Raw genomic sequence first — 21,544 nt, forward strand, 5'->3', positions numbered from 1 at the left:
CCCAGTCTGGCCGGCTGAGGACTCTCATTCACCCTGGACCAATTCCCGGGGTCCACGTCAGTTTGGTGTCGACATGGATCATGTCGCCAGGCCGCTCCCACTGGTAGCGGCGAACTGGAACCTTGGGTTCAAGATTTCTGAGCCGTCCCAGCCCCAGGGCATTCATCACACGTCCGACGGTCGAGAGGGGCGCCTTGACGGCCCTGGCGATGCGCCGGAGAGTGCAGCGCTGGTGCCGTAGATCCACAGCCTGCTGCAGTTGCTGCGGATCGAGCGTCCGCCGCTGGGTGCGGCGAACACTCCGTCGATCCGCCAGTGCCGTTACGCCGCCATCACGGAAACGCGCCAGCCACTTGTAGGCGCTGCGCAGGCTGATCCCGGCTTGTGCCGCAAGGGCCTTGAGCGGCACGCCCTCATTGAGGTGCCGACGAATCAGGCGTTCCCGACTGATCGGCGTCAGTCGGGCATTGGGGTGGCTATGCATGGGGTGTGAGGTCTTGGGATGGGCGGTGACACCCCGACCCTGGCGACCTCACACCCAATCGTCAGCTGAACAACGTGGTGGGACTACACATCTAAGAGTTTGCAGAAAAAATCTCGTCGCGAGGCGAGTTCTCCCCCTCCGTGACCCAGCCAGCTGGTCATGGCGAGGCGATTATTGGAATGACTCAGGCTCGCTGTGAGTCCCTGATCCTCGGGATTGGTACCTCGCTCGACGCTGAATCTCCTCGCAGGCTCCCATCTCTGGAGAACGGCCTGTTCATGCCATCGCCTCCACAGGCCTGAGCAGGTTGCTCAGGCGGATCAGGTTGTAGGCGATCACATGCAGTCCGAACATGGCACTGACATTGGCCTGGCCGCGCAGCTTGAACTGGCGCAGGCCGCCGAACTGCTTGATCCAGCCGAAAACCTTCTCGATGCCGCGGCGTGCATGGATCGACTTGGCATAGCCCTCATGGCGAGTGGTGCGGCCATCGATGGCGGAGCCGCCGGAGCGTCCTGCGTTCTGGGCGACATGCGGGGTAACGCCGATCCGTCGCATCTCTGCGACGAATCCATGGGTGTCGTAGTTCTTGTCAGCACCGATGGTTTTCTGGTGGTGCCCGGGGAGATCGGCGGCCATCTCCTTGGCCGCATCCCGTTCGCCGTAGCCGTCAGCCTGGGTCACCCGGCAATCCACCACCAGGGCATGGCGGTTGTCCATGAGCACATGCCCCCGGTAGCTGGGCAGGGCCGGGTGAACATTCGACTTGCGGGCCAGAAGAGCGTCGGGATCCGTGCCGGAGCGATGGGTCTTGTTGCTGAGACGCACCCCGCGGAAGTCGCCCTTGGCCCGCTTCCTGCCATCCTTGGCCGCCCCGAATCCCTCGCCAGGGCCTGATGGCGGAGGCGGCGGGTCATCCTCTCCGTCGATTCGCTCCAGGGAGGCATGTGAGGCCCAGGCTTGGAGCAGGGTGCCATCGACGGAGAAGTGTTCATTGCTGAGCAGCGGTTTCACCTCCGGTGCCGCCATCAGCTTCTCCAGGAACCGGCCCATCAACTGCTCGTTGAGCAGCCGCTCACGATTCTTGGTGAACGTGGTCGGATGCCAGATCGGATCGTCAGGACTCAAGCCCACAAACCAGCGGAACAGCAGGTTGTAGTCGAGCTGCTCCAGCAGCAGGCGCTCCGAACGGATCCCGTAGAACGCCTGCAGCAGTGAGGCCAGCAGCAATTGCTCAGGCGGTATCGATGGCCTGCCTTCTGAGGCATAGAGATGGCAGAAGGTGGGATTGAGGCGATCGAGAGCCTGATCCGCCAGCTTGCGAATCCGCCGCAGCGGATGGCCGGCCGGAATCCGCTCCTCGATCGAGACGTAGGAGAACAGTGAGCCTGTGCGCTCCTGCTGACCACGCATCAAGCCTGAGGCGGATACTCCATTTTCGCAGGGGTGGGCGGGTTTTTCAGCGAACTCCTAATCGTCGCCGAACACAGGCTCACCAGTCCCGACTTCTGGCAGAGCCGCAGCACCTGAACAAACAGCCCAGCCAGGGCATGGAGGTGGCGGCGGCGGAAATCGCTGATCCGGCTGTGGTCCGGCTGCTGGTTGCCAGTGAGCACCCGGAATGCAGCGTCCTGCCAGCAGGCCTTCTCGATCTTCCTGGAACTGGGAACTCCGACGCAGTAGGCCTACAGGAGCAGCACCACCAACCGCTGCGCGGAAGATTTCGTCTACATGCTGGGGTCGTAGGCCTTCTCCCCCCGCAGATCCTTCCGCCGGTAGGGGGCATGAATCGCCTCGAGATCCAGCCCAGCCGCCAGATCCAGCAGGAAGAACACCAGGTGGTTCTCCGGCAGCCACTCCACCGGGGACGGTGGCAGCAGCAGCATCCGCTCGGGATTCCAGGGACGGAAGGACTTGGGTTTGACCATGCCCCATTCTCCCGCCCAGACCCGTTGCGGTCACTGGGGTCTGGGCAGATTCAGGGGCGGTTGTGGAGAGGGTGCCGGCCGATCTATGCGCGACACGCTCCTAGTGGAAGCTCTGCTGCTGGGGCAGCAGAAGGTTGGGCTCCTTAATCGCCGCCGTGACTGCTCTGAACTCTCGGTAGCCAAGCCCGACAACCTCGGCGGCTCGTCCACAAGTCAGCAAAGAGCGACACTCGCTTCGGCTGCATGATTACCACTCTCCGATGAGGTCACAGGCGTCAGGATGACCACAACTCGTAGGGACGCCCCCGAGAAATTATCGGATAGTCACCGCTCCTACAGGAACAATGCCGCAGTGGAGAACTAATTCTCCGACATTAAACTCAACCGTTATCATGATGACGACATCAATGTCCAGATCTGACCATAGCTGGTGCAGCGTGATCTGGCCTTATTGATCAAGGGGGACTACAACCCTAGACGCCGTCATTCAGAATCGATCACTAGAGCATGATAAGACATGGGGAGCAGTTCACCTCGGGCCGTTCATTATCTTCAGCAACCTTCTCATCAGCAATTACAGATTCAGGGCAAATGCATGATTATGAAAGTTTCGGTGGATAGGGGAGGAGCTCGCGTAGAGACATCCCACTGGCTGACAAAGGCGAGGATGCCAGGTCCAGCAAATTGAGCAGCAGCCTTGTTAGATGTCGTGAACAGTTGCCTGCAGATGCGCCAAGTCAACATAGTAGCCGGCGGGGGAGAAGTGAGATGTTTGAATATATTTCTCGACAAACTCCCTGTAGGGATGACAATACCTGGTCACATGCCATCTTTCAATGTCACGACCTCTAACACCTCGCACCCCAAAAAAAGCCTCAGATCCATAGATGACTACCTCGGTATTGAGCAGGTAAATTGGAGTCATAGATCCCGAACCGTAAGGAACAACACTCAATGCTATAGAATATTGACTTGCAATTTTAAGCTTTGAAGGGACTGACAAACCACTAATGATGTCCACGGAAACATCGAACGCAGATGCACAACTGTCAATAATGCTTGACATCGCGCTATCAAGACTAGAGTTTTTATACGTCGTAACAACACCAGCTTCTCCCTGGGAATAGTGAGGAATCGAAGTGCCCCCATCAATTACAACCGTACGAATTCCTTTCTTTGCTGCAGACTCAAAGACAGTCTCTACAACATTTGGAGTATTAAGACACTTTCTTCTCCCTTTGCGATTATCGAGCTGTAGATAGATAGCCGTGGTTGGTTCCTTGCGCCGTGGGCTTACCGCACACCTTCGCAGCAGGTCGAGGGATGCAGCTGGGGGAAGGCGAGAGACAAGGGGAATCGCGATAAGCCCAGGAAGCATATAAAGGGGAGTTGCATCATGCCTATAACTAGACAGATGATAGGTACGATTGCAGAATGACTTCAGTGGAATTCCACTAAGGTGCATGATTTCAAGAGTAGAGAGAAAGTCCCACTCCCCAAGCAACAGGTTGACTGCCCTACCATGATTAGCGAGCTCCTCTAGGACAGCTAGGTGTGCTATCTCGTTGATTATTGTATGCCCAAAGCTGCTTCGGCTACCGATCAGAAAAGCGTGCTCAAGAGGGGCAGTCGCGACCTTTGGCCATTTGGATAGAATATGACAGATTGCATTCTCCAGCACAGGAATAAGAAGCGGGGGCATTTTCCATTGCGTAGAAACAATGACAGAAACTTCTTCACTCCCTAGCCTAGTTATTACGATTGCCTGAAGACTACTGTAATAACCCCCATAGACTGGAACGAGCAAGTGCTCGCCGTTGGAAAATGGGATAGCAATAGTTGGATGTGTTCCACCAACAAGAACTGTACCCAGCGGGAGGAGCCTTGAGATGTCAAGATCTTTTGAAACCGCAAGAGACATCTCAGTTGAGAGGTTGGCCGTAAATAGACTGGTATAGATATTCGCCAAGTCATTAATATTGCGTCGCTCACTGTGATTCTCAGGAGTCCTATTGGCGTACCAAGAACAACCAAGATCAGGGATATTCAAGCACGTTTCTGAGTTGCGGTAGAGCAGGTCTCCAAAGAGTCGACCCGCACTTAGATATGACAACAGGCCAAACACCTCGTAAAGCTGTTGAGATGCCAGAGAATGCGGGTGCGCCCACTGAAGCTCATTAACAATCTCCAGAATTGATAAAGACTCTAGTCTACCCGCAGCAATATAATGGAGTCTAAGACTAATTGTTTGCGACTCAGGATATTCTTGGGTCAGTGCACTATTCACAGGCTGAACGCAGGACAGGAGCTTTTCAAGACAACTTGATGCCTTGTCTTTCCTTTCGGCAGCGAACAACTTTGCGGCAAGAAGCAAAGCGATATTAGGCTTGATCAAGCAACTCGAATCTTGCGATAGCTGTGTAAGTTCTGCCAGGTATTCTTCGCATTGACCCGCAGACAAGGAAGAATAACTCTTGCTTTCAATAAGAGAAGAGAATGCATCTAGTTTTTGCTTGGCTGACTCACAGTGTGAAAAGTCCATAACAGTACTCAGGTTGCACCATCCTATGCCACTAGCATAGGATGGTGCACGGAGAAGATACAGGTGAGAGGACTTTGCCGATCGTAAGAGTGATCAGGGATGATTGGGATGTAGTTCGGGTTCACAGCGGACAAGTCGCTCGGTTTCGGTGACTACAGCATACCGCAATTAGGCAGATCACCAGGCGGGAGCAAATTAACGCTCAGACGCAGGTGGATGCGCTTTTGCCAGGCACGAGGGAACCCGATCAGCCCCCTTATCCCACAACCAGGCTGAGAGGTGCCAGAACTGGTGCCTGTTGGAAATCATACTATGGACTCAGCTCAACAGTCGATTGTTCTCCTTAGGTGATGTCTCCTGAATAAGGAGTCACGGGGTGCGGGCGAGAAGATTTCGTCAGTTAAGTAGTTACTGCATGATCGCTATACTGCGCTCAGTTCATTGATCAAGGATTCCCTGGTGACACGATAAGGTGGGTACCTTTTACTGGGCAGTTCCAACACTTGACATCGTGAACCCTGGGCGGGAGGAATAGGGTTCGATTTCAAGGTAGACCTCATGGGGAATTTTTGCCTCCCAGTGAGGTTCCCCCGATTTCAAGGACAAGTCGATAGGGGTCACGCCATGACCACCAGACTGTTCATCGATGAGCAACCCCACCAGAACCCGGCGCCGGTTTACGGCGCAGCAGAAGGCGGAGGCCGTGGACCTCTGCCTGCAGGAGGGCCTCTCCTGCAATGCCGTCGCCCAGCGGCTCGGCCTTCCTTCCAGCAGCCTGGCCCGCTTGATGCACCAGGCCCGCGTCGACCGTGGCCAGGCCAGCCCCCGTGACCAGGACTCGCTCACCAGCGAGGAACGCGCCGAGCTCAACCGGCTCTCCGCAAGGAGAACCGTGGACTCAGGAGGGAGAAGGATTTTTCAGGCTGGCGGCAGCGCACTTTGCGTAGCCCGCAGGGCTTGCGCGCAGCAGTAAGGGCAGCTGCCGCCGAGAGGTTTCGCCTGATCAATCAGCTCTGTCCCGTGTCAATCAGGTTGAAGGGTGGCGTCAATCAGGTTGACCGGTGAGCGGCACCGGTTTTGCCCCTGCTGCAGGCCTGAACTGCCGATGAGGACTGGATCGTGACCAGGCATGTCGCGGCGCGTCAATCTGGTTGGTTGCGCGGGGAGATTGCCTCGACAGGTGGGCCAGTTGTCGCGTCGCCGCCCTGGTCTTGGACGTCTGGGCCGCTGATGCCGGTGATCGTGCCGGTGCTGACGCCCGCGTCAATTACGTTGGCGGGTCGCTGGAATCGCTGGAAACCCTTGCAGCAGCTGCCTTCTGCCGGTAGCTCTCGCCCTTGATGCCGATGATGTGGCAGTGGTGCACCAGCCGGTCCACCGCTGCCACGGTCATGGAGCCGCTGGGGAAGATGTCGTCCCACTCGCGGAAGGGCTGGTTGCTGGTCACCAGCAGTGATTTGCGCTCGTAGCGGTGGCAGATCAGCTCGAACAGCACCGAGGTCTCCAGCTCGCTGCGCCGCACGTAGGAGATGTCGTCGATCACCAGCAGGGCGTAGCGATCGAGCTTCTGCAGCATCGCCGGCAGGTCGTAGGCCGCCTTGGCCTTCTGCAGCAGCTGCACCAGCGTGGTGGCGGGGAAGAAGCGGCAGACCTGGTCCTGCGCCACCATCGCCATCGTGATGGCAATGGCCAGGTGGGTCTTGCCCACCCCGCTGGGACCGAACAGCAGCAGGTTTTCCGCCTGCAGCAGCCAGGTGGTCTGCCGCGCCAGGCTCTGGAGCTCCTGCCACTGGCGGGGATCGAGGTGCTGGTGGTCAAAGCCGTCGAGGCCCTTCTGCCAGGGGAGATGGGCACCGCGCAGCAGCCGCTGCTGACGGGCGGTCTGCCGCTGTTCCAGCTCCTGCTCGCAGAGGGCGTAGAGGAACTGGCCCGGGCTCCAGCCCTGGGCCTCAGCCTGCTCGGCCAGCGGCTGCCAGTGGCTGCGAAACCGCGCCAGCTTGAGTTGTTTGAGCAGCAGCGGCAGGGCCGCTTCCACCGCCTGTGAGCGCGGCAGCGGGGACGAGGTGGTCATAGGAGGCCAGCAGGTGTTGGGGAATGACGGGATCGGGGAGGCTCGGGCAGCGGGGCGGCACGCGAAAGCGCTGCTGCAGAGCCGAGAGGGACAGGGACTGGCGGCGCTGGGCCTGCTCCAGGAAGGCGAGCACCAACTCAAACGAGGCCACCCGCACCGCCACATACAGGGCCTCCGCCATCAGCCGGGCCGCACCGTCACGCTCACCGCCGGCCAGCAACTGCTGCCAGAACTCCCACCAGCGCTGATCCGGGAACAGGTGGCGCTGGTAGCGGCAATGGAGCAGGGCCCGGGGCTTGGCCCGCAGGCCATCGATCAGGTGCTCCAGATCGATGCACCAGGCCCGCTTCTCACCTGCGGCGCCATAGGCGCGCGGGAGCTGGCAGACCCAGCCGCTGCCCAGGAACACCACCAGCCGGTCGTGGTGCAGCCGCACCGTGACCTGACGGCCGATCAGGGTGGGCGGCACCGAGTAGATCACCTGCCTCACCTCGATCGTGCTGGTGCTCCGCACCCGCACCGTGAGCCGCTCGTAGTCGGCAAAGCGGAACGCCGGCAGAGGGGCCAGATGCTCCAGCTCCTGCTCGTAGCGCCGTTGCCGGGGGGCGTTGAGGGCGCTGAACACCTCAGCGAGAAGCTCGCCGTATTCGGCCGGCTCCTCGAAATCACAGCTGCCGCGCAGGATCAGCTTCTGCTCCAGCCGCCGTTTCACATGGCCGTTGGGTCCCTCGACGATGCCGTTCTCGTGGGCCACACCCCGGTTGTTGCGGCTGGGGGACAGGCCGTAGTGGGCACACAGGGCCTGGTAGCGGGGGGTGATGTCGAGGGCGTAGCTGCCATCCCGGTTGCGGCTGGCGGCCGAGAGCCGATCGGTGCGCAGCTCTCTGGGCACCCCACCGCAGGCGGCCAGGGCGTTCTGCAGACCCTCGGAGAGGGCCACGAAACTCTCTCCGCCGTGGACGATCTGCCCGTAGGCCCAGCCGCTCCAGGCCAGGCGGTAGTGAAAGAGAAGGTGGGGGAACGGTTGTCCGCGCAGGGTGATCGCCACCCGTTTCACCCGGGTGAAGTCGCAGAAGCCGATCTCGCCGGGCTGGTAGGCCAGCGGGAACATCACTGACGTGACCCCCTTTATCGGTCCAGTCCTTATGAGAGTGGGTGGTCATGGTCATGCTGCAGCTCCTTGTTGAGCTGCCTCCAGGGGCGTACGCCCCTGGAGGGCCGAATGCGGCCTGAGTGAGTTGTACTCCCATCGCCAGCGATCGGCCAGGATCTGAGCCTCCGGGGCTGTGGTGAACAACTCGGTGTTGAGGAACTCATCCCGGAACCGGCCGTTGAACGACTCGGCAAAACCGTTCTCCCACGGGGATCCTGGCTCGATGTAGGCCGTGCTGGTGGCGCTGCTGGCCTCGCACCAGTCCCGTAGAGCCTGGGCAATGAACTCAGGGCCGTTGTCCGATCGGATGAACGCTGGCGCCGGGTAGAGGCTGGTGAGTTCCTCCAGCACAGTCACCACGTCTTTGGCCTTGCACCGCCTGCCCACCCGGATCGCCAGGCAGAGGCGGCTGTGCTCGTCGATCACGTTCAGGAACTTGAGTCTGCGGCCATCGGCGGTGGCATCGAACTGGAAATCCATGGCCCACACCTGGTGGGGATGCTGGGCCCGGTGACGCCTCACCGAGCCGTCGGCGGGCCGTGCCCGCTTCCGCTTCCTGGGAGTGGGCCGCTGCAGCCCCTCCTCCCGCCAGAGCCGTTGCACCCGCTTGTGGTTCACGGTCCAGCCCTCCCGACGCAGCAGGCGGTAGGCCATGCGGCGGCCCCAGCGGATGTGCTCAGCTGCAATCTCCCTCAGGCGGTGCCGAAGCTTGGTCTCCTCCAGGTCGACGACCTTCCCGCAATGGCGCTGGGTGCTGCGGTGCTGCCCCACAACACGGCAGGCCTGGCGCTCTGATGCCCGGTAACGCTCCTGCAGGACCGTGACGGCCCTGCGACGGCGTTCCGGGCTCAGAAGTTTCCCTCCGCAAGGTCCTTGAGCATCGCCTTCTCCAACTCGGCTTCTGCCAACAACTTCTTGAGCCGGGCGTTCTCCTTCTCCAGCTGCGTCAGCCGGCGGGCCTCCTCGGCCTGCATGCCGCCGTACTGCTGCCGCCAGCGGTGATACGTCGGCTGCGTCACCTCGATGACGCGGCAGACATCGGCGACGGTCTTGCCCTGGGCAATCAGCTGGTCGGCGGTCTTGAGCTTGCGGATGATCTGCTCCGCTGTGTGCCTGGTGCGTTTCATGGTGAAGTCCCCGGCCCAGTCTGGCCGGCTGAGGACTCTCATTCACCCTGGACCAATTCCCGGGGTCCACGTCAATCACCTCCGGCGCCGGGCCATGCAGTGCCTTCCACTGCTGTACCCGCCGCTGCAGGGTGCGTTTCACCGAACTCCAGTCCTGATCAGGCTTTTGCTCCTGCAGGTGCTCCAGCAGGGTGGTGGGCGTGAGCGCTGGATGGCGCTCCAGCAGCGGCAGTAAGAGTGGTTCCCAGACCTCCGCCAATGGATCGGGTCGGCGCCTGGTGCGGGGCTTGGCGGCTTTGGGTTGGAGGCGGCCTGCATCAATGCGGTGGGCACTGCTCACCGAGATGCCCGCCGCTGCGGCAGCCACCTCCTGGCGGCTGCCGGCTCGTCGTTTGGACATGTACAGCGCAATCTGTTGAGCGGTGAGGGGAGCAGGCATGGCCCGGTGCCCTGCGCATGGCAACCGGATTCAGCAGACCCCCTCAGAAGCGGTCAACCAGATCGGCGCGACCCCTCAACCAGATTGTCGCCGGACACAGCTCGCTGATCAACTCTCGGTCGCGTGGCTGTGCCGGCAGCTGGGGGTGGCCCGCAGTGGGTACTTCGCCTGGCGGCAGCAGCAGGCGCCGCCGGGGAAGCGGGCGTCCGAGAACGCCCGGCTCACCGCCGTGATCGAGACGGTTTTCGGTGAGCACCGGGGCTTCTACGGATCCCCGCGGATCCACCACAAGCTGCGTGCTGCCGGCCACTGGGTCGGTCGCCACCGTGTCGCCCGTCTCGTACAACGGGCTTAGCTCAAGGCCAGGACCCGCAAGCCCTTCCGTGCCGGCTCCAGGGGCTCAAAAGGTGCCACTGGGGTGGTGGAGAACCTGCTGCAGCAGTGACGTGGACCCCGGGAATTGGTCCAGGGTGAATGAGAGTCCTCAGCCGGCCAGACTGGGCCGGGGACTTCACCATGAAACGCACCAGGCACACAGCGGAGCAGATCATCCGCAAGCTCAAGACCGCCGACCAGCTGATTGCCCAGGGCAAGACCGTCGCCGATGTCTGCCGCGTCATCGAGGTGACGCAGCCGACGTATCACCGCTGGCGGCAGCAGTACGGCGGCATGCAGGCCGAGGAGGCCCGCCGGCTGACGCAGCTGGAGAAGGAGAACGCCCGGCTCAAGAAGTTGTTGGCAGAAGCCGAGTTGGAGAAGGCGATGCTCAAGGACCTTGCGGAGGGAAACTTCTGAGCCCGGAACGCCGTCGCAGGGCCGTCACGGTCCTGCAGGAGCGTTACCGGGCATCAGAGCGCCAGGCCTGCCGTGTTGTGGGGCAGCACCGCAGCACCCAGCGCCATTGCGGGAAGGTCGTCGACCTGGAGGAGACCAAGCTTCGGCACCGCCTGAGGGAGATTGCAGCTGAGCACATCCGCTGGGGCCGCCGCATGGCCTACCGCCTGCTGCGTCGGGAGGGCTGGACCGTGAACCACAAGCGGGTGCAACGGCTCTGGCGGGAGGAGGGGCTGCAGCGGCCCACTCCCAGGAAGCGGAAGCGGGCACGGCCCGCCGACGGCTCGGTGAGGCGTCACCGGGCCCAGCATCCCCACCAGGTGTGGGCCATGGATTTCCAGTTCGATGCCACCGCCGATGGCCGCAGACTCAAGTTCCTGAACGTGATCGACGAGCACAGCCGCCTCTGCCTGGCGATCCGGGTGGGCAGGCGGTGCAAGGCCAAAGACGTGGTGACTGTGCTGGAGGAACTCACCAGCCTCTACCCGGCGCCAGCGTTCATCCGATCGGACAACGGCCCTGAGTTCATTGCCCAGGCTCTACGGGACTGGTGCGAGGCCAGCAGCGCCACCAGCACGGCCTACATCGAGCCAGGATCCCCGTGGGAGAACGGTTTTGCCGAGTCGTTCAACGGCCGGTTCCGGGATGAGTTCCTCAACACCGAGTTGTTCACCACAGCCCCGGAGGCTCAGATCCTGGCCGATCGCTGGCGATGGGAGTACAACTCACTCAGGCCGCATTCGGCCCTCCAGGGGCGTACGCCCCTGGAGGCAGCTCAACAAGGAGCTGCAGCATGACCATGACCACCCACTCTCATAAGCCCTGGACCGATAAAGGGGGTCACGTCAGCAGGACTTCCAGCCCCCGGCTCCCAACCGCTGCTGGGCGGGTGAGATCACCTACATCCGCACCACAGCGGGCTGACGGTACCTGGCGGTCTGGATCGATCTGTTCAGCCGCCGCGTGGCGGGCTGGATGCTGGATCAGCAGATGGATGCCACCCTGGTGATCGAGGCCCTCAGCCGATCCCTCGGCCACCGGCAGGTCCAGCCGGAGCAGCTGCTGCTGCACACGGATCGGGGCAGCCAGTACCGGGCCACCGACTATCGCGACCTGCTGAAGGAGCACAAAATCGTCTGGAGCATGTCCGCCAAGGGCTGCTGCTGGGACAACGCGGTGGTGGAGAGCTTTTTCTCCACCCTGAAACTGGAGCTCGATCTCGATGACCATCGGGAAGCGTTGATCTCACCCCAGCAGCTGCAGCGCGATCTGGCCTTCTGGATCGAGGGTTAGTACAACCGCGAGCGGCGGCACTCAACGATCAGTTCCCTCAGCCCGATCGACTACGAGCAGCAGTACATCACTATACGTACACTCACACCGGCAGGCCCCTGAGAGCTGTCCACGAAATCGGGCCGAGCTGATCTCAGCTTCCAATCCATCGCTGTAGGCGTGCAGGTACACCTCCTCATACTGGGTTTTCCTCCGCAGTCTCTCCACCAGAATGTTGTCGTAGCAGCGCTTTCGGCCCGACTAGCTGATCTTGATCTCCGCAGCCTGCAGCCTGGCCACGAAGTCGGCTGAGGTGAACTGACACCCTTGATCGGAGTGGAAGACCTCTGGCTTACGGCCACATCGCAGGGCCATTTCCAGGGCATCCAAACAGAACTCCGTGTCAAGGCTGTTGGAAGGTTTCCAGGCCAGAACGTGCCTGGAGTAGAGATCCATGACTGCCACCAGGTAGAAGGAACCCCCTCTGCAGCGGGATGGAAGTGATGTCGGTGGCCCAGACCTGATCCTCCGCTGTGACCGTGCTGGCATCCACCAAGCATGGAAAGCGCTCGGATGGACCCCCAGGAACCGTGGTGCGTGGCTTCTGGTAGATCGCTCGTAACCCTTTGCGGCGCATGAGGCTTCACATCCGATCACGGCTGATCGGGATCCCATCTCTGGCCAGGTAGTCCACCATCCGGCTGCTGCCGCTGCAGGGATCCTCCAGATAGAGGGCGTCGATCCTGGCCATGATCCGCAGGGTCGATTCCAGCTCAGGTGTCGGCCGGTAGTACAGCGTGGACCTGGGCAGGCCCAGCAGCGCACAATAACGGCTGACACTGAGCTCGGGATGGTCGTGATCGACCAGCTTGCGCAGTTCACGGGCATCAGAGCAGCTGAGACTTGTTATGAGCCACTCCAGCTCCACCTGCAGCCGATTGATCTGCTGGAAGAGCTCTGCCTCCTTGGCCTGCACCTCCTCCTTGTCCTTGTCCTTCTTACCCCTGGTGAACAGCTCGCTGGCACCGTCGAGAAGCTGTCGCTTCCACTGGCTCCCCTGGATCGGATGGATGGCGTGGTCGGCAGCGATCGGCCTGGATCGTCTTGCGGCCACTGATCGCCTCCATGGCGACCCTGGCCCTGTACTCGGGGCTGTGGGTGCGGCGCTTGGTCCTCCGGTGGGAGCGCCTTTCAGGGGCGGCGCCCCGCCTCAAAGGTTAACGATGGGAGGCTGTCCAGAAAACCAAACCACCTCAGACAGCGCCTTACAAGGTAGTTTGCGAGGAAGGGACCGAATAGGCCTTGCGCAAAATCGGCATGAGGCGAAGGACAAAGAAATTAACCGATCTAACTGCGCATAGACAATCAAGTCTCATTGGCTGATCAAAGCAAGTCTTTAGTCCAATCGAGCATGGCCTTAACCCCATCTTTTGCGCTCGTACGCGGATGCCATGAAAGGAGGTTTTTAGCGCGGCCAATATCAGCAACAAAGAAGTCTTGATCACTTGACCGGCGAGGTGTATGCGTAAAACAAAGAGATGGAAGATCAAGAAAGTCACATAGCAAATCAAACAACTCAAGAAGACTTAGAGAGTTTTCCAAGCCACCACCTATATTAAAGACTTCACCAGCGACGCTATCGCGATTGTCATAGGCAGCCTGATACAATGCAATGAGATCTGATGCATGCAATACGTCGCGCACTTGCCTGCCTGTTCCAGCAATTGTGAACGGTTCAACATCTTGACCAGTGGCTAGAACTTGCTGCTGCTCCAAAGCTTTAAGACAGAACCACCCGATCCATCCTTGATCAAACGAGGCGAACTGACGTCCTCCATAAATTGTGGAGTGGCGGAAGACTACAGTCTTGAGGCCATAAACACGAAACCAGTCTCGCACATACTGGTCAGCAGCTCCTTTCGAGCAACCATAGGGCGTAGAGAAATCTAGAGGAAGCTTCTCATCCAAGCCATGGGGAAAGTCGGGGAGGTTAAAACGTCGAGGCCCTTCTTCATAACGTAGCCACTCCAAGTCGCCATAAACCTTGTTCGTACTGCTGTAAGCGACCAAAGCCTCAGGCGATAACTCTCTGCAAGCCTCAAGCACATTGAAGGTTCCTAGAACATTCGTTTGGAGGTCACGACGTGGGTTTGTAAGTGATGTAGTCATAGCCACCTGCCCGCCCACGTGACAGACATAGTTTATTGGAGAATAGCGTCTGAACAGCGAATAGACTGCTTCGTGATCAGCGATATCAATTTGGTGAAATGTAAGCTGTTTTGAGTCATATTGTTCTTGCAGCCAGGCAAGATTCAGCTGAGACCCATTGCGGAATAAAGCATCTGCGACGATTACCTCTGCACCATTCTTGAGAAAATGACAGGCAAGGTTAGTACCAAGAAAACCACAGCCCCCGGTAATCAGAACACGCATCCTTACTTAGTGCTCAAATGGCTACAAGGCGTAACTCTACAGCAAAAAGATGGTGAGCTGAATCCCAGGCCAAGGACCGGGCTAAGGCTGTGTGGGACTTCACATCACGCTTTCATGAACAACGGCTGGAGCAATCATTGCGAACCAGTAAGGGCTAAGGGGCTGGTCATCCGTTGGAAGGCCCGGTCATGTCCGCTACAATACGAGGTAAGTCATCTGGCCTTGAAGGCTTGGCACCAAAAATAAGCTTCCCAGGGGCATTAAAGCTCTGCCACTGTTCCTCGGCGAATTGCTTAAGTGTCTTGGGTACACCAGAACCGATATTAATCACTTTTGGCTGGTTAGAAGCGTCTACACGATTACAGGCTGAGAGCAGCTGTTCAGCAACTCTTTCTACAGGAAGAAAGTCTCGGATTTGCATTCCAGAGGACATCTCGAAGTCTCTTCCGGTTAAAGCGGCAGCACGCAGAGAAGGCCAAAAATTTAAGATTGACTGACCTTCGCCAAAGGCAGTGAAGATTCTGCAGTAGACAAGTGGGAGTGCGTCTCTTAGGGCAAGGCTATATAGCATATGGAAAGCTGCAGCTTTGCTGGCTCCGTACACATTGACAGGTCGGAGACAGGCATCAACTGGGATGAACTCATAGTGATTTGAAGATAGACCGTACTCATAACAAGTGCCTGCAACTACAAAAGACCTCACGCCAGCTTCACACGCTTGAGATGCAAGATGTAATGTCAGCTCAACATTAACGTGTGCCAGCTCTCTCGGAGTTGCCTTCTTGGGACTGACACCAGCTGAAGCCATATGGATGACTGCATCAACTCCTTGTAAGTCAGAAGATGACAACCCTTCGAGATCCTTATTAATCCAAAGTGGTTGCAGACTTGAAGGTATACAGAGAGATGCATGATCGCTACGGCGAGGAGCAATGACATCAAAACCCTCAGCTAATGCCTTGGCAACAACCCATGACCCAAGAAAGCCGGTAGCACCGGTCACATAGATTCTCATAAACTAACAAGCCTGTGGGGCTGCTAGTTCATGGTTGGGGGAGGCACAAAAACCCCGAATTACTGATATTTTCGCTTTGAGCATAGCGGCAGTAAGACCTGGGTATGTTCCAAGAAAAAGAATTTCGTTCATGATGTCATCTGCTCCTTGCAAATCACTAACAACGCGATAGGCTTGGGGGTTGTCCTTCTTCAGTTGTACAAATGCAGGCTGTCGCAATAAGTTACCCCCGAAGAGCATGCGGTTTCCAACGTGATGCTGATCAAGTTCACGTGCTAGATCAGTGCGACTAAATGGTGCCGTAGGACGCACAGCGATTTTGAAACCAAACCATGAGCATGTTGTTCTACAGCCACTCGAATCCCAGCTAAAACTCCCATCTTCATGCCACTCCGTAGCATGAGTAGGCAAAGCGAAATCAAGTACATCCGATAGAGAATGAAGACCCTCTCGGAGTGTTTGCCAATTATGCTTTCTAGCTTCGATAAAATTGGGAAGGCGCTTCATTTGAACTCTTCCAATAGCAGCTTGAGTATCCAGCGGCTTGAGATTGAAGCCAAGATGGCTGTAGGTATATTTGTGGTCGTAACCTTTTGGTAGGTCTCCAAGCTGCCAATCAAATCTCTTGTTGCAGGTGTTGTCAACACCACTTGGGCACCAGCAATCGCGTCCCCAGTCCCGGAAACTCTCAGCAACAACTCTAAGTTTCTGATCATTGACAATATTTACAGCCCCGCCTTCCCCCATTGTGAGGTGATGAGGAGGATAGAAGCTCTGGGTGCTGATGTCTCCCCACGTACCTGTCCAACGGATCACTCGATCCGGACCGTCATCTAAGCCAGGGCTGTTATCGCTAAAGCCTAAAGATTCAGCGAGATCGCGGGGCATCGAATAGCTACATCCAAGGGCATCACAGTTGTCTTCAACCAACCAAAGATCATATTTGCGACAGAATGCCAGCGTTGCAGCTACATCAAAAGGATTGCCGAGGGCATGCGCCATCATGACAGCTTTGGTCTTGCCTGGGGCGTAGGCAGCTTCTAACTGATCACAGCAAGCATTACCGGTAATTGGATTGGCGTCGATAAAGACTGGGACGGCTCCAACCTGAATAATTGGTGAGACTGTAGTAGGAAATCCAGCTGCTACAGTTATAACTTCATCACCAGGAAAGATTCTTTTGGAGGCAGGCAGCTTATAACTAGTCAGTGCGGAAATGGCTATAAGATTTGCAGATGATCCTGAGTTCACCAGTAAACTGTGGCGAACGCCAAGAAATGCCGCTAACTCTTTCTCCATCGCCATACCTTCCGTCCCAAGCGTAAGCCAGAAGTCCAGCGTGGTTCCAACGGCTGCAGCCACCTCTTCTTCAGTGAAAACCCTACCGGCATAAGGGATGGGGTCTCCTTGTTGCCAGGGCTTACGGTCAGGGTCATCACCAGGACGGAAAGAAGCATGGACTTGCTTCGAGTACTCACGGGTGAGGCGAAGGATTTCCTGTTTAAGGGATTGGAGGTCACTCATTTGATTTTGGGAATCAGGAAAATGCTTGCGTGTAGTCTACTATGTCTGCGATGCAGCAATCGATTGCCTGTTCAGGGCTATTATGGACATGGTGATACCATCTCACCGTGCGCTGGACCGTGGTGCTGAAAGGCCAACGCGGTTTCCAACCAAGCTGGTGGTGGGCTTTGTCGATCTGAAGGTGGAGGCGGCCGGCCTCATGAGGAGCATTAGCATCTGAAAGGTCAACCCACTCCCCAGGCCAGTGCTTTAACGCTTCCTGAACCAACTCTCGCACAGGCTGATTGGCCTCAAGGCTCGGACCGAAGTTAAAGCATGTTGTGTATGGGTTGACACCATCAGCCTGATGGGCCATTGCCAAGCGTTGGGCCAATAGAAGATAGCCACTCAATGGTTCAAGTACGTGTTGCCAGGGTCTAGTAGCTTCGGGTCTCCGAACTGGAATCGCTTGATGGGCTGCCAGGGAGCGAATGGCATCAGGTACTATGCGGTCCTCTGCCCAGTCTCCGCCACCAATAACATTTCCTGCGCGGGCTGATGCAATGGCTAGCCAAGGTGTCTGGTGGGAAGCCTGGCCACAAAAACTATCCCGCCAACTGGCTATTGCTATTTCTGCAGCAGCTTTGCTGGCGCTATAGGGATCATGCCCTCCAAGGCGATCATTTTCGCGGTAGCCGAAGTCCCATTCACGATTTTCATAGACCTTGTCAGTGGTGATCATGACCACGGCACAGGGATGCTCTAAAGGACGCAATGCCTCTAGGATATGGAGACTTCCCTGGACATTCGTTGCCCAAGTTCCCAGTGGATCTCGATAACTTCGACGTACCAAAGGCTGTGCCGCCAAGTGAAGCACGACCTCAGGCTGGCACTCTTGAACGATTTTCTGCAGAGGCGCCAAATCTCTGATGTCTTGGAGATGGTGACCCTTGAGACGAGAAACAAGAGCAAGCTGATCAAAAAGATGTGGATCCGTGTCCGTTGGTAAACCAATGCCAGTGACTTTGGCTCCCAGCTGAGTTAGCCAAAGTGCCAGCCAGCTCCCTTTGAAACCCGTATGTCCCGTGAGAAGAACGCGACGGTCCTTCCAAAAATCAACATCAATCATGACCACACTTTCCAGGGAGCTCGTCCAGTAGACCAAAGTTCCTCTAGCTTTTGGCGGTCACGAAGTGTGTCCATAGGTTGCCAGAATCCCTGATGCTTATAACAAGCTAGTTCTCCACGCTCCGCAAGAGTCATCAGTGGTGCTTGCTCCCAGACTGTGTGATCCCCATCGATAAGATCAATCACCGATGGCTCCAGTACAAAGTAGCCCCCGTTGATCCAGGATCCATCACCATCAGGCTTTTCCTGAAAATTATGGACAAGCGAATCGTCAATTCCCAAGGCGCCATAACGGCCAGGTGGCTGCACCGCAGTGAGGGTTGCAAGCCTCGATTGCCGATGGTGATGCTCAATCAGGGCATGAATGTTTACATCGGCAACGCCATCACCGTAAGTGAAGCAGAAAGTGCCATCCAAATATTCCCGCACCCTAGCCAGGCGCCCGCCCGTTAATGTTGTATCGCCTGTATCCACCAAGGTAATCTTCCAAGGCTCGGCATTTTTACGGTGAATCTCCATATGATTGAGATCCATATGGAAAGTTACATCACTTGTGTGCAAGAAGTAGTTGGCAAAATACTCCTTGATGACATAACCTTTGTAGCCACAGCAAATAACAAACTCTTGGATGCCGAAGTGACTGTACGTCTTCAAAATATGCCAGAGGATGGGCTTACCGCCTACCTCCACCATCGGTTTTGGCTTCAGATGTGTCTCTTCTGCCAAGCGGGTGCCGAGCCCACCAGCAAGGATGACGGCTTTCATCAAGTGCCTCTGAAATTGGTTCAATCATACAAGCCAACACTGGCCTGGCTGCGGGCCCAAGAACCCCCTTCCGCAAATCAATTCCTGTATCCACGGATACTGACACTGCTTTTGATCCATGGTGGATGTTGGCTTGGTCCCATTGGCCACTGAGCTGAGTTCAACCCCTGTACCTCTTGGAGCTGCGAATCCAGTTGTTCTGAGAAAAGGCGGCGCCTCTCGGCTTAGGCCACCCAAACGCCGAACTATAGTTCTTGGTTACGGAACAAGGCATCCTCGCAAGCTTTCACTTGAACATGTCCACCATGTCTGATTAAGTGTTTCTAAAGCACCATGAGGCCTCCAAGGCGCTCCCAAGACGTCATGGCAGATTCATAAAGATCTGTTGGCTTTACATGCGGAATTAAATCACCACGAGCATCAAGGTCGCCAAGAGATGGATAGCGACCAACAATTCGACCAGGGAGATGATCACCCATTAACAATGCCACCGATGCACTGCCATGATCCGTGCCACCCGATGCATTCTGATTCAATCGACGTCCAAACTCACTGATAGCCAACAAGGCAACCTTAGGCCTGTGGTTCATGCGCCTTAGGCCCGCATCAAAGCAAACCAAGGCGTCGGCCAGCTCTATCAGGAGCTGATTATGACGGGGGATCTGCTGGGAATGGGTATCGAAGCCTGAGTGCTCCAGACCAATCACCGCCGGCGGGCTGGGAGCGCCGATGAGCCGCAAGGCCATGGCAACTTGCGCCCCCAAGCTTCCACGGGGAATGGTCAATCCCTGGGGTAAATCGCCCAAGGAATCCAATAACCTTAGTACCTCAGCCTGGCCGCTGGCCTCAAGCTCCAACATGCTGCGTAGCATGGCATTGTCGCCGGCAAGTTCAGGGTCAACAGCAGGGAGACGGGTTTTGCCAGCATGGGGGTTATGCTGCCAAACCGGTTGCATCTGAACACTCAGACCATCGCTGCCCTCCAAGGCCGGTGAACCCGAAGGCCCCAGGGCCACCAGAGTCCTGGACCTCCGCTTTCGGGCCAGAGCGGCGGCAAACCACCCGGGTCCCTCTCCAGAAGCAGATCCTGTGGCCCACTGATCCATCGCCTTGAAATGGCTGCGATTGGGCTGGGGCCAACCGACCCCGAGGACAAAGGCCATGCGGCTGGCCTTCAAGACCGGCATCAGCGACGCCAGGGCGGGATGCAGCATCAGGTCTTCACCAAGCAATGGACCCTCGCGAATCGCCAGCCTGGGACGAGCCCGTTGGTAGGCGGGATCACGGTATGGAATCACGGTGTTGAGCCCATCATTCCCCCCCTTGAGCTCCAGAAGCACCACAATCCGTTCGGGCTTGTCGGACGCCTCCTCATGGCTCCGGCACAACAAGGGCAACATCAGAGGGGTGATGGTCGCCAGTCCCGCTGTAAGCAGGAAGTCGCGTCGTTTCATCGTTGCAGCCTCAGCAGAGTTGCCAGACGGGATCCCTCCATAGCCTGGCGATGTTTTCGCGTGTAGCAGGGGCCGGCAAGCCAATTGTGAGGGGAGGGATGGCAGTGAGGCCAGGCGGTAGCGAGTCTGGCAGCTCGCGAGAGGCCCACACCTCAGGATCAGCAAGGAGTGCCATCAGACCGCGCCGCCGAGCTGTAAGCCAGCGAAGATTCAGCCACTCTTCATTCGTGGGCCATCCTTTCACCGAAGGCGGCGCGAACAGTGGCTGCCCCATCAGCCGCAGATGATGGATGCTGATGCGGAGCGCATCGGGATGGCGGCTGCCAAGCAGGGCCAGGCTGCGGCTCACCATGGCAATCGGTGAATCAAGGCGGGTTGCTTGGCGGCGCCCATCCCTGGCCTCGGGGGTTCTCTCCAAGACACTGATCAGCCATGGCAAGGAGAGATGGTTTTGGCGCCAGCCGGCCGCAATCTCTTCAAGCCGGGCGGGGGAAGGCAGAGGCCCCACAATCTCTAGCCACAGCCTGCGAGTGATATGACGTGCCGTCGCGGGCTGTTGGCAGAGCCATTGCACCAATTCTGACAAATCAAAGCCCGATGTACGGCCTAGGATCGTCTTGGTCCCGAAGTCGTGGCGGCGGGGATCGAGCACCAGTGAACGGTGCTGAACGAGGCGATAGCCCGTAAGGGCCCGAGCTGTTTCGATCACATCGTTTTCCGTATAGTGGCCTTCTCCAAGGCTGAATAGCTCAAGCAGCTCGCGGGCGAGGTTTTCGTTCGGGTTGGTTCGGTTGTTGAGGTGGCCGCTGAGGGAGATCTGCAGGGCAGGATCAGCCAGCATGGCACCTAGCAGATCGCGGTAAGTTCCCGAGAGGTGACGGCGGATGGCATCGATCTGACCCTGGAGCAACACCGCACGCTCCAGGGGTAGCTGGTTCAGGCTCACGGGGAAAACCCCAAGCCAGAGCTGGATGAGGGCATCGTCGCGGCGGGTAGGCCCGAAGGCGAGCCTCTCCAACCAGGTCTGTTTCAGCTCCTGAACCTGCGCATGCATGCAGCGCCGCTTTTCCTGCACGGTAGAAAGCGTACGACAGTTGATGGAACTGAAACTGGACATCTGCATCACGAGGTCTAAAGGTAATCTGTCCCGAGCTAGACAAGTTTCAACAGGGTTGTATCATGTGGGCTGCTGGGTGGGCTCGTATAGACGTTGAGGCGTCACGAGGAATCTCGAACCATGCCTACCCCGCTGGGGCCAGACCTTGTGGATTCCAGGTCAGGCCGACCAGCTTCGCCGAGCGTCACGGTATGAAATTCACCCGAATTATTCATCTTAATTAGTGGCAGGTGACAGTTCGAGCAACCGGTCAAACCGTCTTGGGCCCCACTTGAGCCA

General features: G+C 57.8%; 20 protein-coding genes and 1 pseudogene. 4 read left to right on the forward strand and 17 right to left on the reverse strand.

The features are described 5' to 3' along the window. Window positions 1–28: 28 nt before the first annotated feature. The 5 genes and pseudogenes from CBM981_RS11950 to CBM981_RS15425 all read right to left on the reverse strand — a co-directional run bounded on the left by CBM981_RS11950 (window position 29) and on the right by CBM981_RS15425 (window position 4,954). Window positions 29–484 (reverse strand): leucine zipper domain-containing protein, encoded by a 456-nt coding sequence (locus CBM981_RS11950; RefSeq protein ID WP_225867379.1) that lies wholly within the window; start codon window positions 482–484, stop codon window positions 29–31. A 276-nt stretch (window positions 485–760) separates the two neighbouring features. Beyond that, window positions 761–1,897 (reverse strand): IS5 family transposase, encoded by a 1,137-nt coding sequence (locus CBM981_RS11955; RefSeq protein WP_087066680.1) that lies wholly within the window; start codon window positions 1,895–1,897, stop codon window positions 761–763. Continuing rightward, window positions 1,897–2,154: pseudogene (locus tag CBM981_RS16240) on the reverse strand (transposase); the annotation flags it as partial. The pseudogene CBM981_RS16240 and the gene CBM981_RS11955, both read right to left, overlap by 1 nt. 57 nt (window positions 2,155–2,211) lie before the next feature. Beyond that, complete coding sequence (locus tag CBM981_RS11965; protein WP_087068590.1) at window positions 2,212–2,412, reverse strand: hypothetical protein; 201 nt, start codon at window positions 2,410–2,412, stop codon at window positions 2,212–2,214. Window positions 2,413–3,112: 700 nt separating this feature from the next. Beyond that, window positions 3,113–4,954, reverse strand: a complete 1,842-nt coding sequence (locus CBM981_RS15425) for a hypothetical protein (RefSeq protein ID WP_157665443.1) — start codon at window positions 4,952–4,954, stop codon at window positions 3,113–3,115. Between the two features lie 646 nt (window positions 4,955–5,600). Between CBM981_RS15425 and CBM981_RS11970 the strand changes: the two genes are divergently transcribed. Next, window positions 5,601–5,927: a transposase gene (locus CBM981_RS11970; protein ID WP_087068591.1), complete on the forward strand. Its 327-nt coding sequence runs from the start codon at window positions 5,601–5,603 to the stop codon at window positions 5,925–5,927. A 294-nt stretch (window positions 5,928–6,221) separates the two neighbouring features. Here CBM981_RS11970 and istB read toward each other — a convergent pair whose 3' ends face one another. The 3 genes from istB to CBM981_RS11985 form a co-directional block, all read right to left on the reverse strand. Next, entirely contained in the window at window positions 6,222–6,989 is a 768-nt protein-coding gene (istB, locus tag CBM981_RS11975; protein WP_304441605.1) for an IS21-like element helper ATPase IstB, read from the reverse strand. Further along, the gene (locus CBM981_RS15950; protein WP_087068592.1) at window positions 6,904–8,136 is read right to left on the reverse strand and encodes a DDE-type integrase/transposase/recombinase; all 1,233 of its coding nucleotides are present in this window, start codon (window positions 8,134–8,136) and stop codon (window positions 6,904–6,906) included. Before CBM981_RS15950 ends, istB begins: the two co-directional genes overlap by 86 nt. A 54-nt stretch (window positions 8,137–8,190) precedes the next feature. Further along, a protein-coding gene (locus tag CBM981_RS11985; protein WP_369801620.1) for an IS3 family transposase occupies window positions 8,191–9,305 on the reverse strand; the annotation gives its coding sequence in 2 pieces (ribosomal slippage) (window positions 8,191–9,044 and window positions 9,044–9,305; 1,116 coding nt in all). A gap of 584 nt (window positions 9,306–9,889) precedes the next feature. Here CBM981_RS11985 and CBM981_RS15430 point away from each other — a divergent pair. From CBM981_RS15430 to CBM981_RS12005, 3 genes are all read left to right on the forward strand, one after another. Further along, window positions 9,890–10,099: an IS3 family transposase gene (locus CBM981_RS15430; protein WP_157665444.1), complete on the forward strand. Its 210-nt coding sequence runs from the start codon at window positions 9,890–9,892 to the stop codon at window positions 10,097–10,099. A gap of 161 nt (window positions 10,100–10,260) precedes the next feature. After that, window positions 10,261–11,375 (forward strand): IS3 family transposase gene (locus tag CBM981_RS12000; protein ID WP_369801620.1). Its coding sequence is split into 2 segments (ribosomal slippage): window positions 10,261–10,522 and window positions 10,522–11,375, totalling 1,116 coding nucleotides; the frame shifts between segments, so codons are not numbered across the junction. A 133-nt stretch (window positions 11,376–11,508) separates the two neighbouring features. After that, window positions 11,509–11,871, forward strand: a complete 363-nt coding sequence (locus tag CBM981_RS12005; protein WP_087068596.1) for a DDE-type integrase/transposase/recombinase — start codon at window positions 11,509–11,511, stop codon at window positions 11,869–11,871. A gap of 240 nt (window positions 11,872–12,111) precedes the next feature. On the opposite strand, the gene CBM981_RS16245 is transcribed toward CBM981_RS12005, so the two are convergent. The 9 genes from CBM981_RS16245 to CBM981_RS12045 form a co-directional block, all read right to left on the reverse strand. Next, window positions 12,112–12,525, reverse strand: a complete 414-nt coding sequence (locus CBM981_RS16245) for a DDE-type integrase/transposase/recombinase (RefSeq protein WP_369801621.1) — start codon at window positions 12,523–12,525, stop codon at window positions 12,112–12,114. Beyond that, window positions 12,494–12,964, reverse strand: a complete 471-nt coding sequence (locus CBM981_RS15960) for a hypothetical protein (protein ID WP_225867381.1) — start codon at window positions 12,962–12,964, stop codon at window positions 12,494–12,496. Before CBM981_RS15960 ends, CBM981_RS16245 begins: the two co-directional genes overlap by 32 nt. A gap of 269 nt (window positions 12,965–13,233) precedes the next feature. Further along, window positions 13,234–14,283, reverse strand: coding sequence for an SDR family NAD(P)-dependent oxidoreductase (locus CBM981_RS12015; protein ID WP_087068597.1), 1,050 nt, complete (start codon window positions 14,281–14,283; stop codon window positions 13,234–13,236). A 166-nt stretch (window positions 14,284–14,449) separates the two neighbouring features. Continuing rightward, window positions 14,450–15,286, reverse strand: coding sequence for an NAD(P)-dependent oxidoreductase (locus tag CBM981_RS12020; RefSeq protein ID WP_157665446.1), 837 nt, complete (start codon window positions 15,284–15,286; stop codon window positions 14,450–14,452). Window positions 15,287–15,301: 15 nt separating this feature from the next. Beyond that, window positions 15,302–16,822 carry a lipopolysaccharide biosynthesis protein RfbH gene (gene rfbH, locus CBM981_RS12025; protein WP_087069393.1) on the reverse strand — a complete coding sequence of 507 codons (1,521 nt, stop codon included), beginning with the start codon at window positions 16,820–16,822 and terminating at the stop codon, window positions 15,302–15,304. 13 nt (window positions 16,823–16,835) lie between these two features. After that, on the reverse strand, window positions 16,836–17,930 hold the full coding sequence (gene rfbG / locus CBM981_RS12030) for a CDP-glucose 4,6-dehydratase (protein ID WP_172820887.1): 1,095 nt from the start codon (window positions 17,928–17,930) through the stop codon (window positions 16,836–16,838). Next, a complete protein-coding gene (gene rfbF, locus CBM981_RS12035; protein ID WP_087069395.1) occupies window positions 17,927–18,694 on the reverse strand; it encodes a glucose-1-phosphate cytidylyltransferase in 768 nt (255 codons plus the stop codon). The genes rfbG and rfbF overlap by 4 nt, the downstream gene beginning before the upstream one ends. A gap of 323 nt (window positions 18,695–19,017) precedes the next feature. Then, on the reverse strand, window positions 19,018–20,148 hold the full coding sequence (locus tag CBM981_RS12040; RefSeq protein ID WP_087068599.1) for a DUF1501 domain-containing protein: 1,131 nt from the start codon (window positions 20,146–20,148) through the stop codon (window positions 19,018–19,020). Between the two features lie 10 nt (window positions 20,149–20,158). After that, entirely contained in the window at window positions 20,159–21,265 is a 1,107-nt protein-coding gene (locus tag CBM981_RS12045) for a DUF1800 family protein (protein WP_157665447.1), read from the reverse strand. Between the last annotated feature and the right edge of the window lie 279 nt (window positions 21,266–21,544).

It is taken from the genome of Cyanobium sp. NIES-981 (genome assembly GCF_900088535.1).
GTDB lineage: Bacteria > Cyanobacteriota > Cyanobacteriia > PCC-6307 > Cyanobiaceae > NIES-981.

Excerpts from the sequence above, each read along its gene's own strand:
- rfbG (WP_172820887.1), bottom strand. The coding sequence starts at position 17,930 with ATGATTGATGTTGATTTTTGGAAGGACCGTCGCGTTCTTCTCACGGGA.
- CBM981_RS11965 (WP_087068590.1), bottom strand. The coding sequence starts at position 2,412 with ATGGTCAAACCCAAGTCCTTCCGTCCCTGGAATCCCGAGCGGATGCTG.
- CBM981_RS11950 (WP_225867379.1), bottom strand. The coding sequence starts at position 484 with ATGCATAGCCACCCCAATGCCCGACTGACGCCGATCAGTCGGGAACGC.
- CBM981_RS16245 (WP_369801621.1), bottom strand. The coding sequence starts at position 12,525 with ATGGGATCCCGATCAGCCGTGATCGGATGTGAAGCCTCATGCGCCGCA.
- CBM981_RS12015 (WP_087068597.1), bottom strand. The coding sequence starts at position 14,283 with ATGCGTGTTCTGATTACCGGGGGCTGTGGTTTTCTTGGTACTAACCTT.
- CBM981_RS12040 (WP_087068599.1), bottom strand. The coding sequence starts at position 20,148 with ATGAAACGACGCGACTTCCTGCTTACAGCGGGACTGGCGACCATCACC.
- CBM981_RS15950 (WP_087068592.1), bottom strand. The coding sequence starts at position 8,136 with ATGTTCCCGCTGGCCTACCAGCCCGGCGAGATCGGCTTCTGCGACTTC.
- rfbH (WP_087069393.1), bottom strand. The coding sequence starts at position 16,822 with ATGAGTGACCTCCAATCCCTTAAACAGGAAATCCTTCGCCTCACCCGT.
- CBM981_RS12045 (WP_157665447.1), bottom strand. The coding sequence starts at position 21,265 with ATGTCCAGTTTCAGTTCCATCAACTGTCGTACGCTTTCTACCGTGCAG.
- rfbF (WP_087069395.1), bottom strand. The coding sequence starts at position 18,694 with ATGAAAGCCGTCATCCTTGCTGGTGGGCTCGGCACCCGCTTGGCAGAA.
- CBM981_RS11970 (WP_087068591.1), top strand. The coding sequence starts at position 5,601 with ATGAGCAACCCCACCAGAACCCGGCGCCGGTTTACGGCGCAGCAGAAG.
- CBM981_RS11955 (WP_087066680.1), bottom strand. The coding sequence starts at position 1,897 with ATGCGTGGTCAGCAGGAGCGCACAGGCTCACTGTTCTCCTACGTCTCG.
- CBM981_RS15425 (WP_157665443.1), bottom strand. The coding sequence starts at position 4,954 with ATGGACTTTTCACACTGTGAGTCAGCCAAGCAAAAACTAGATGCATTC.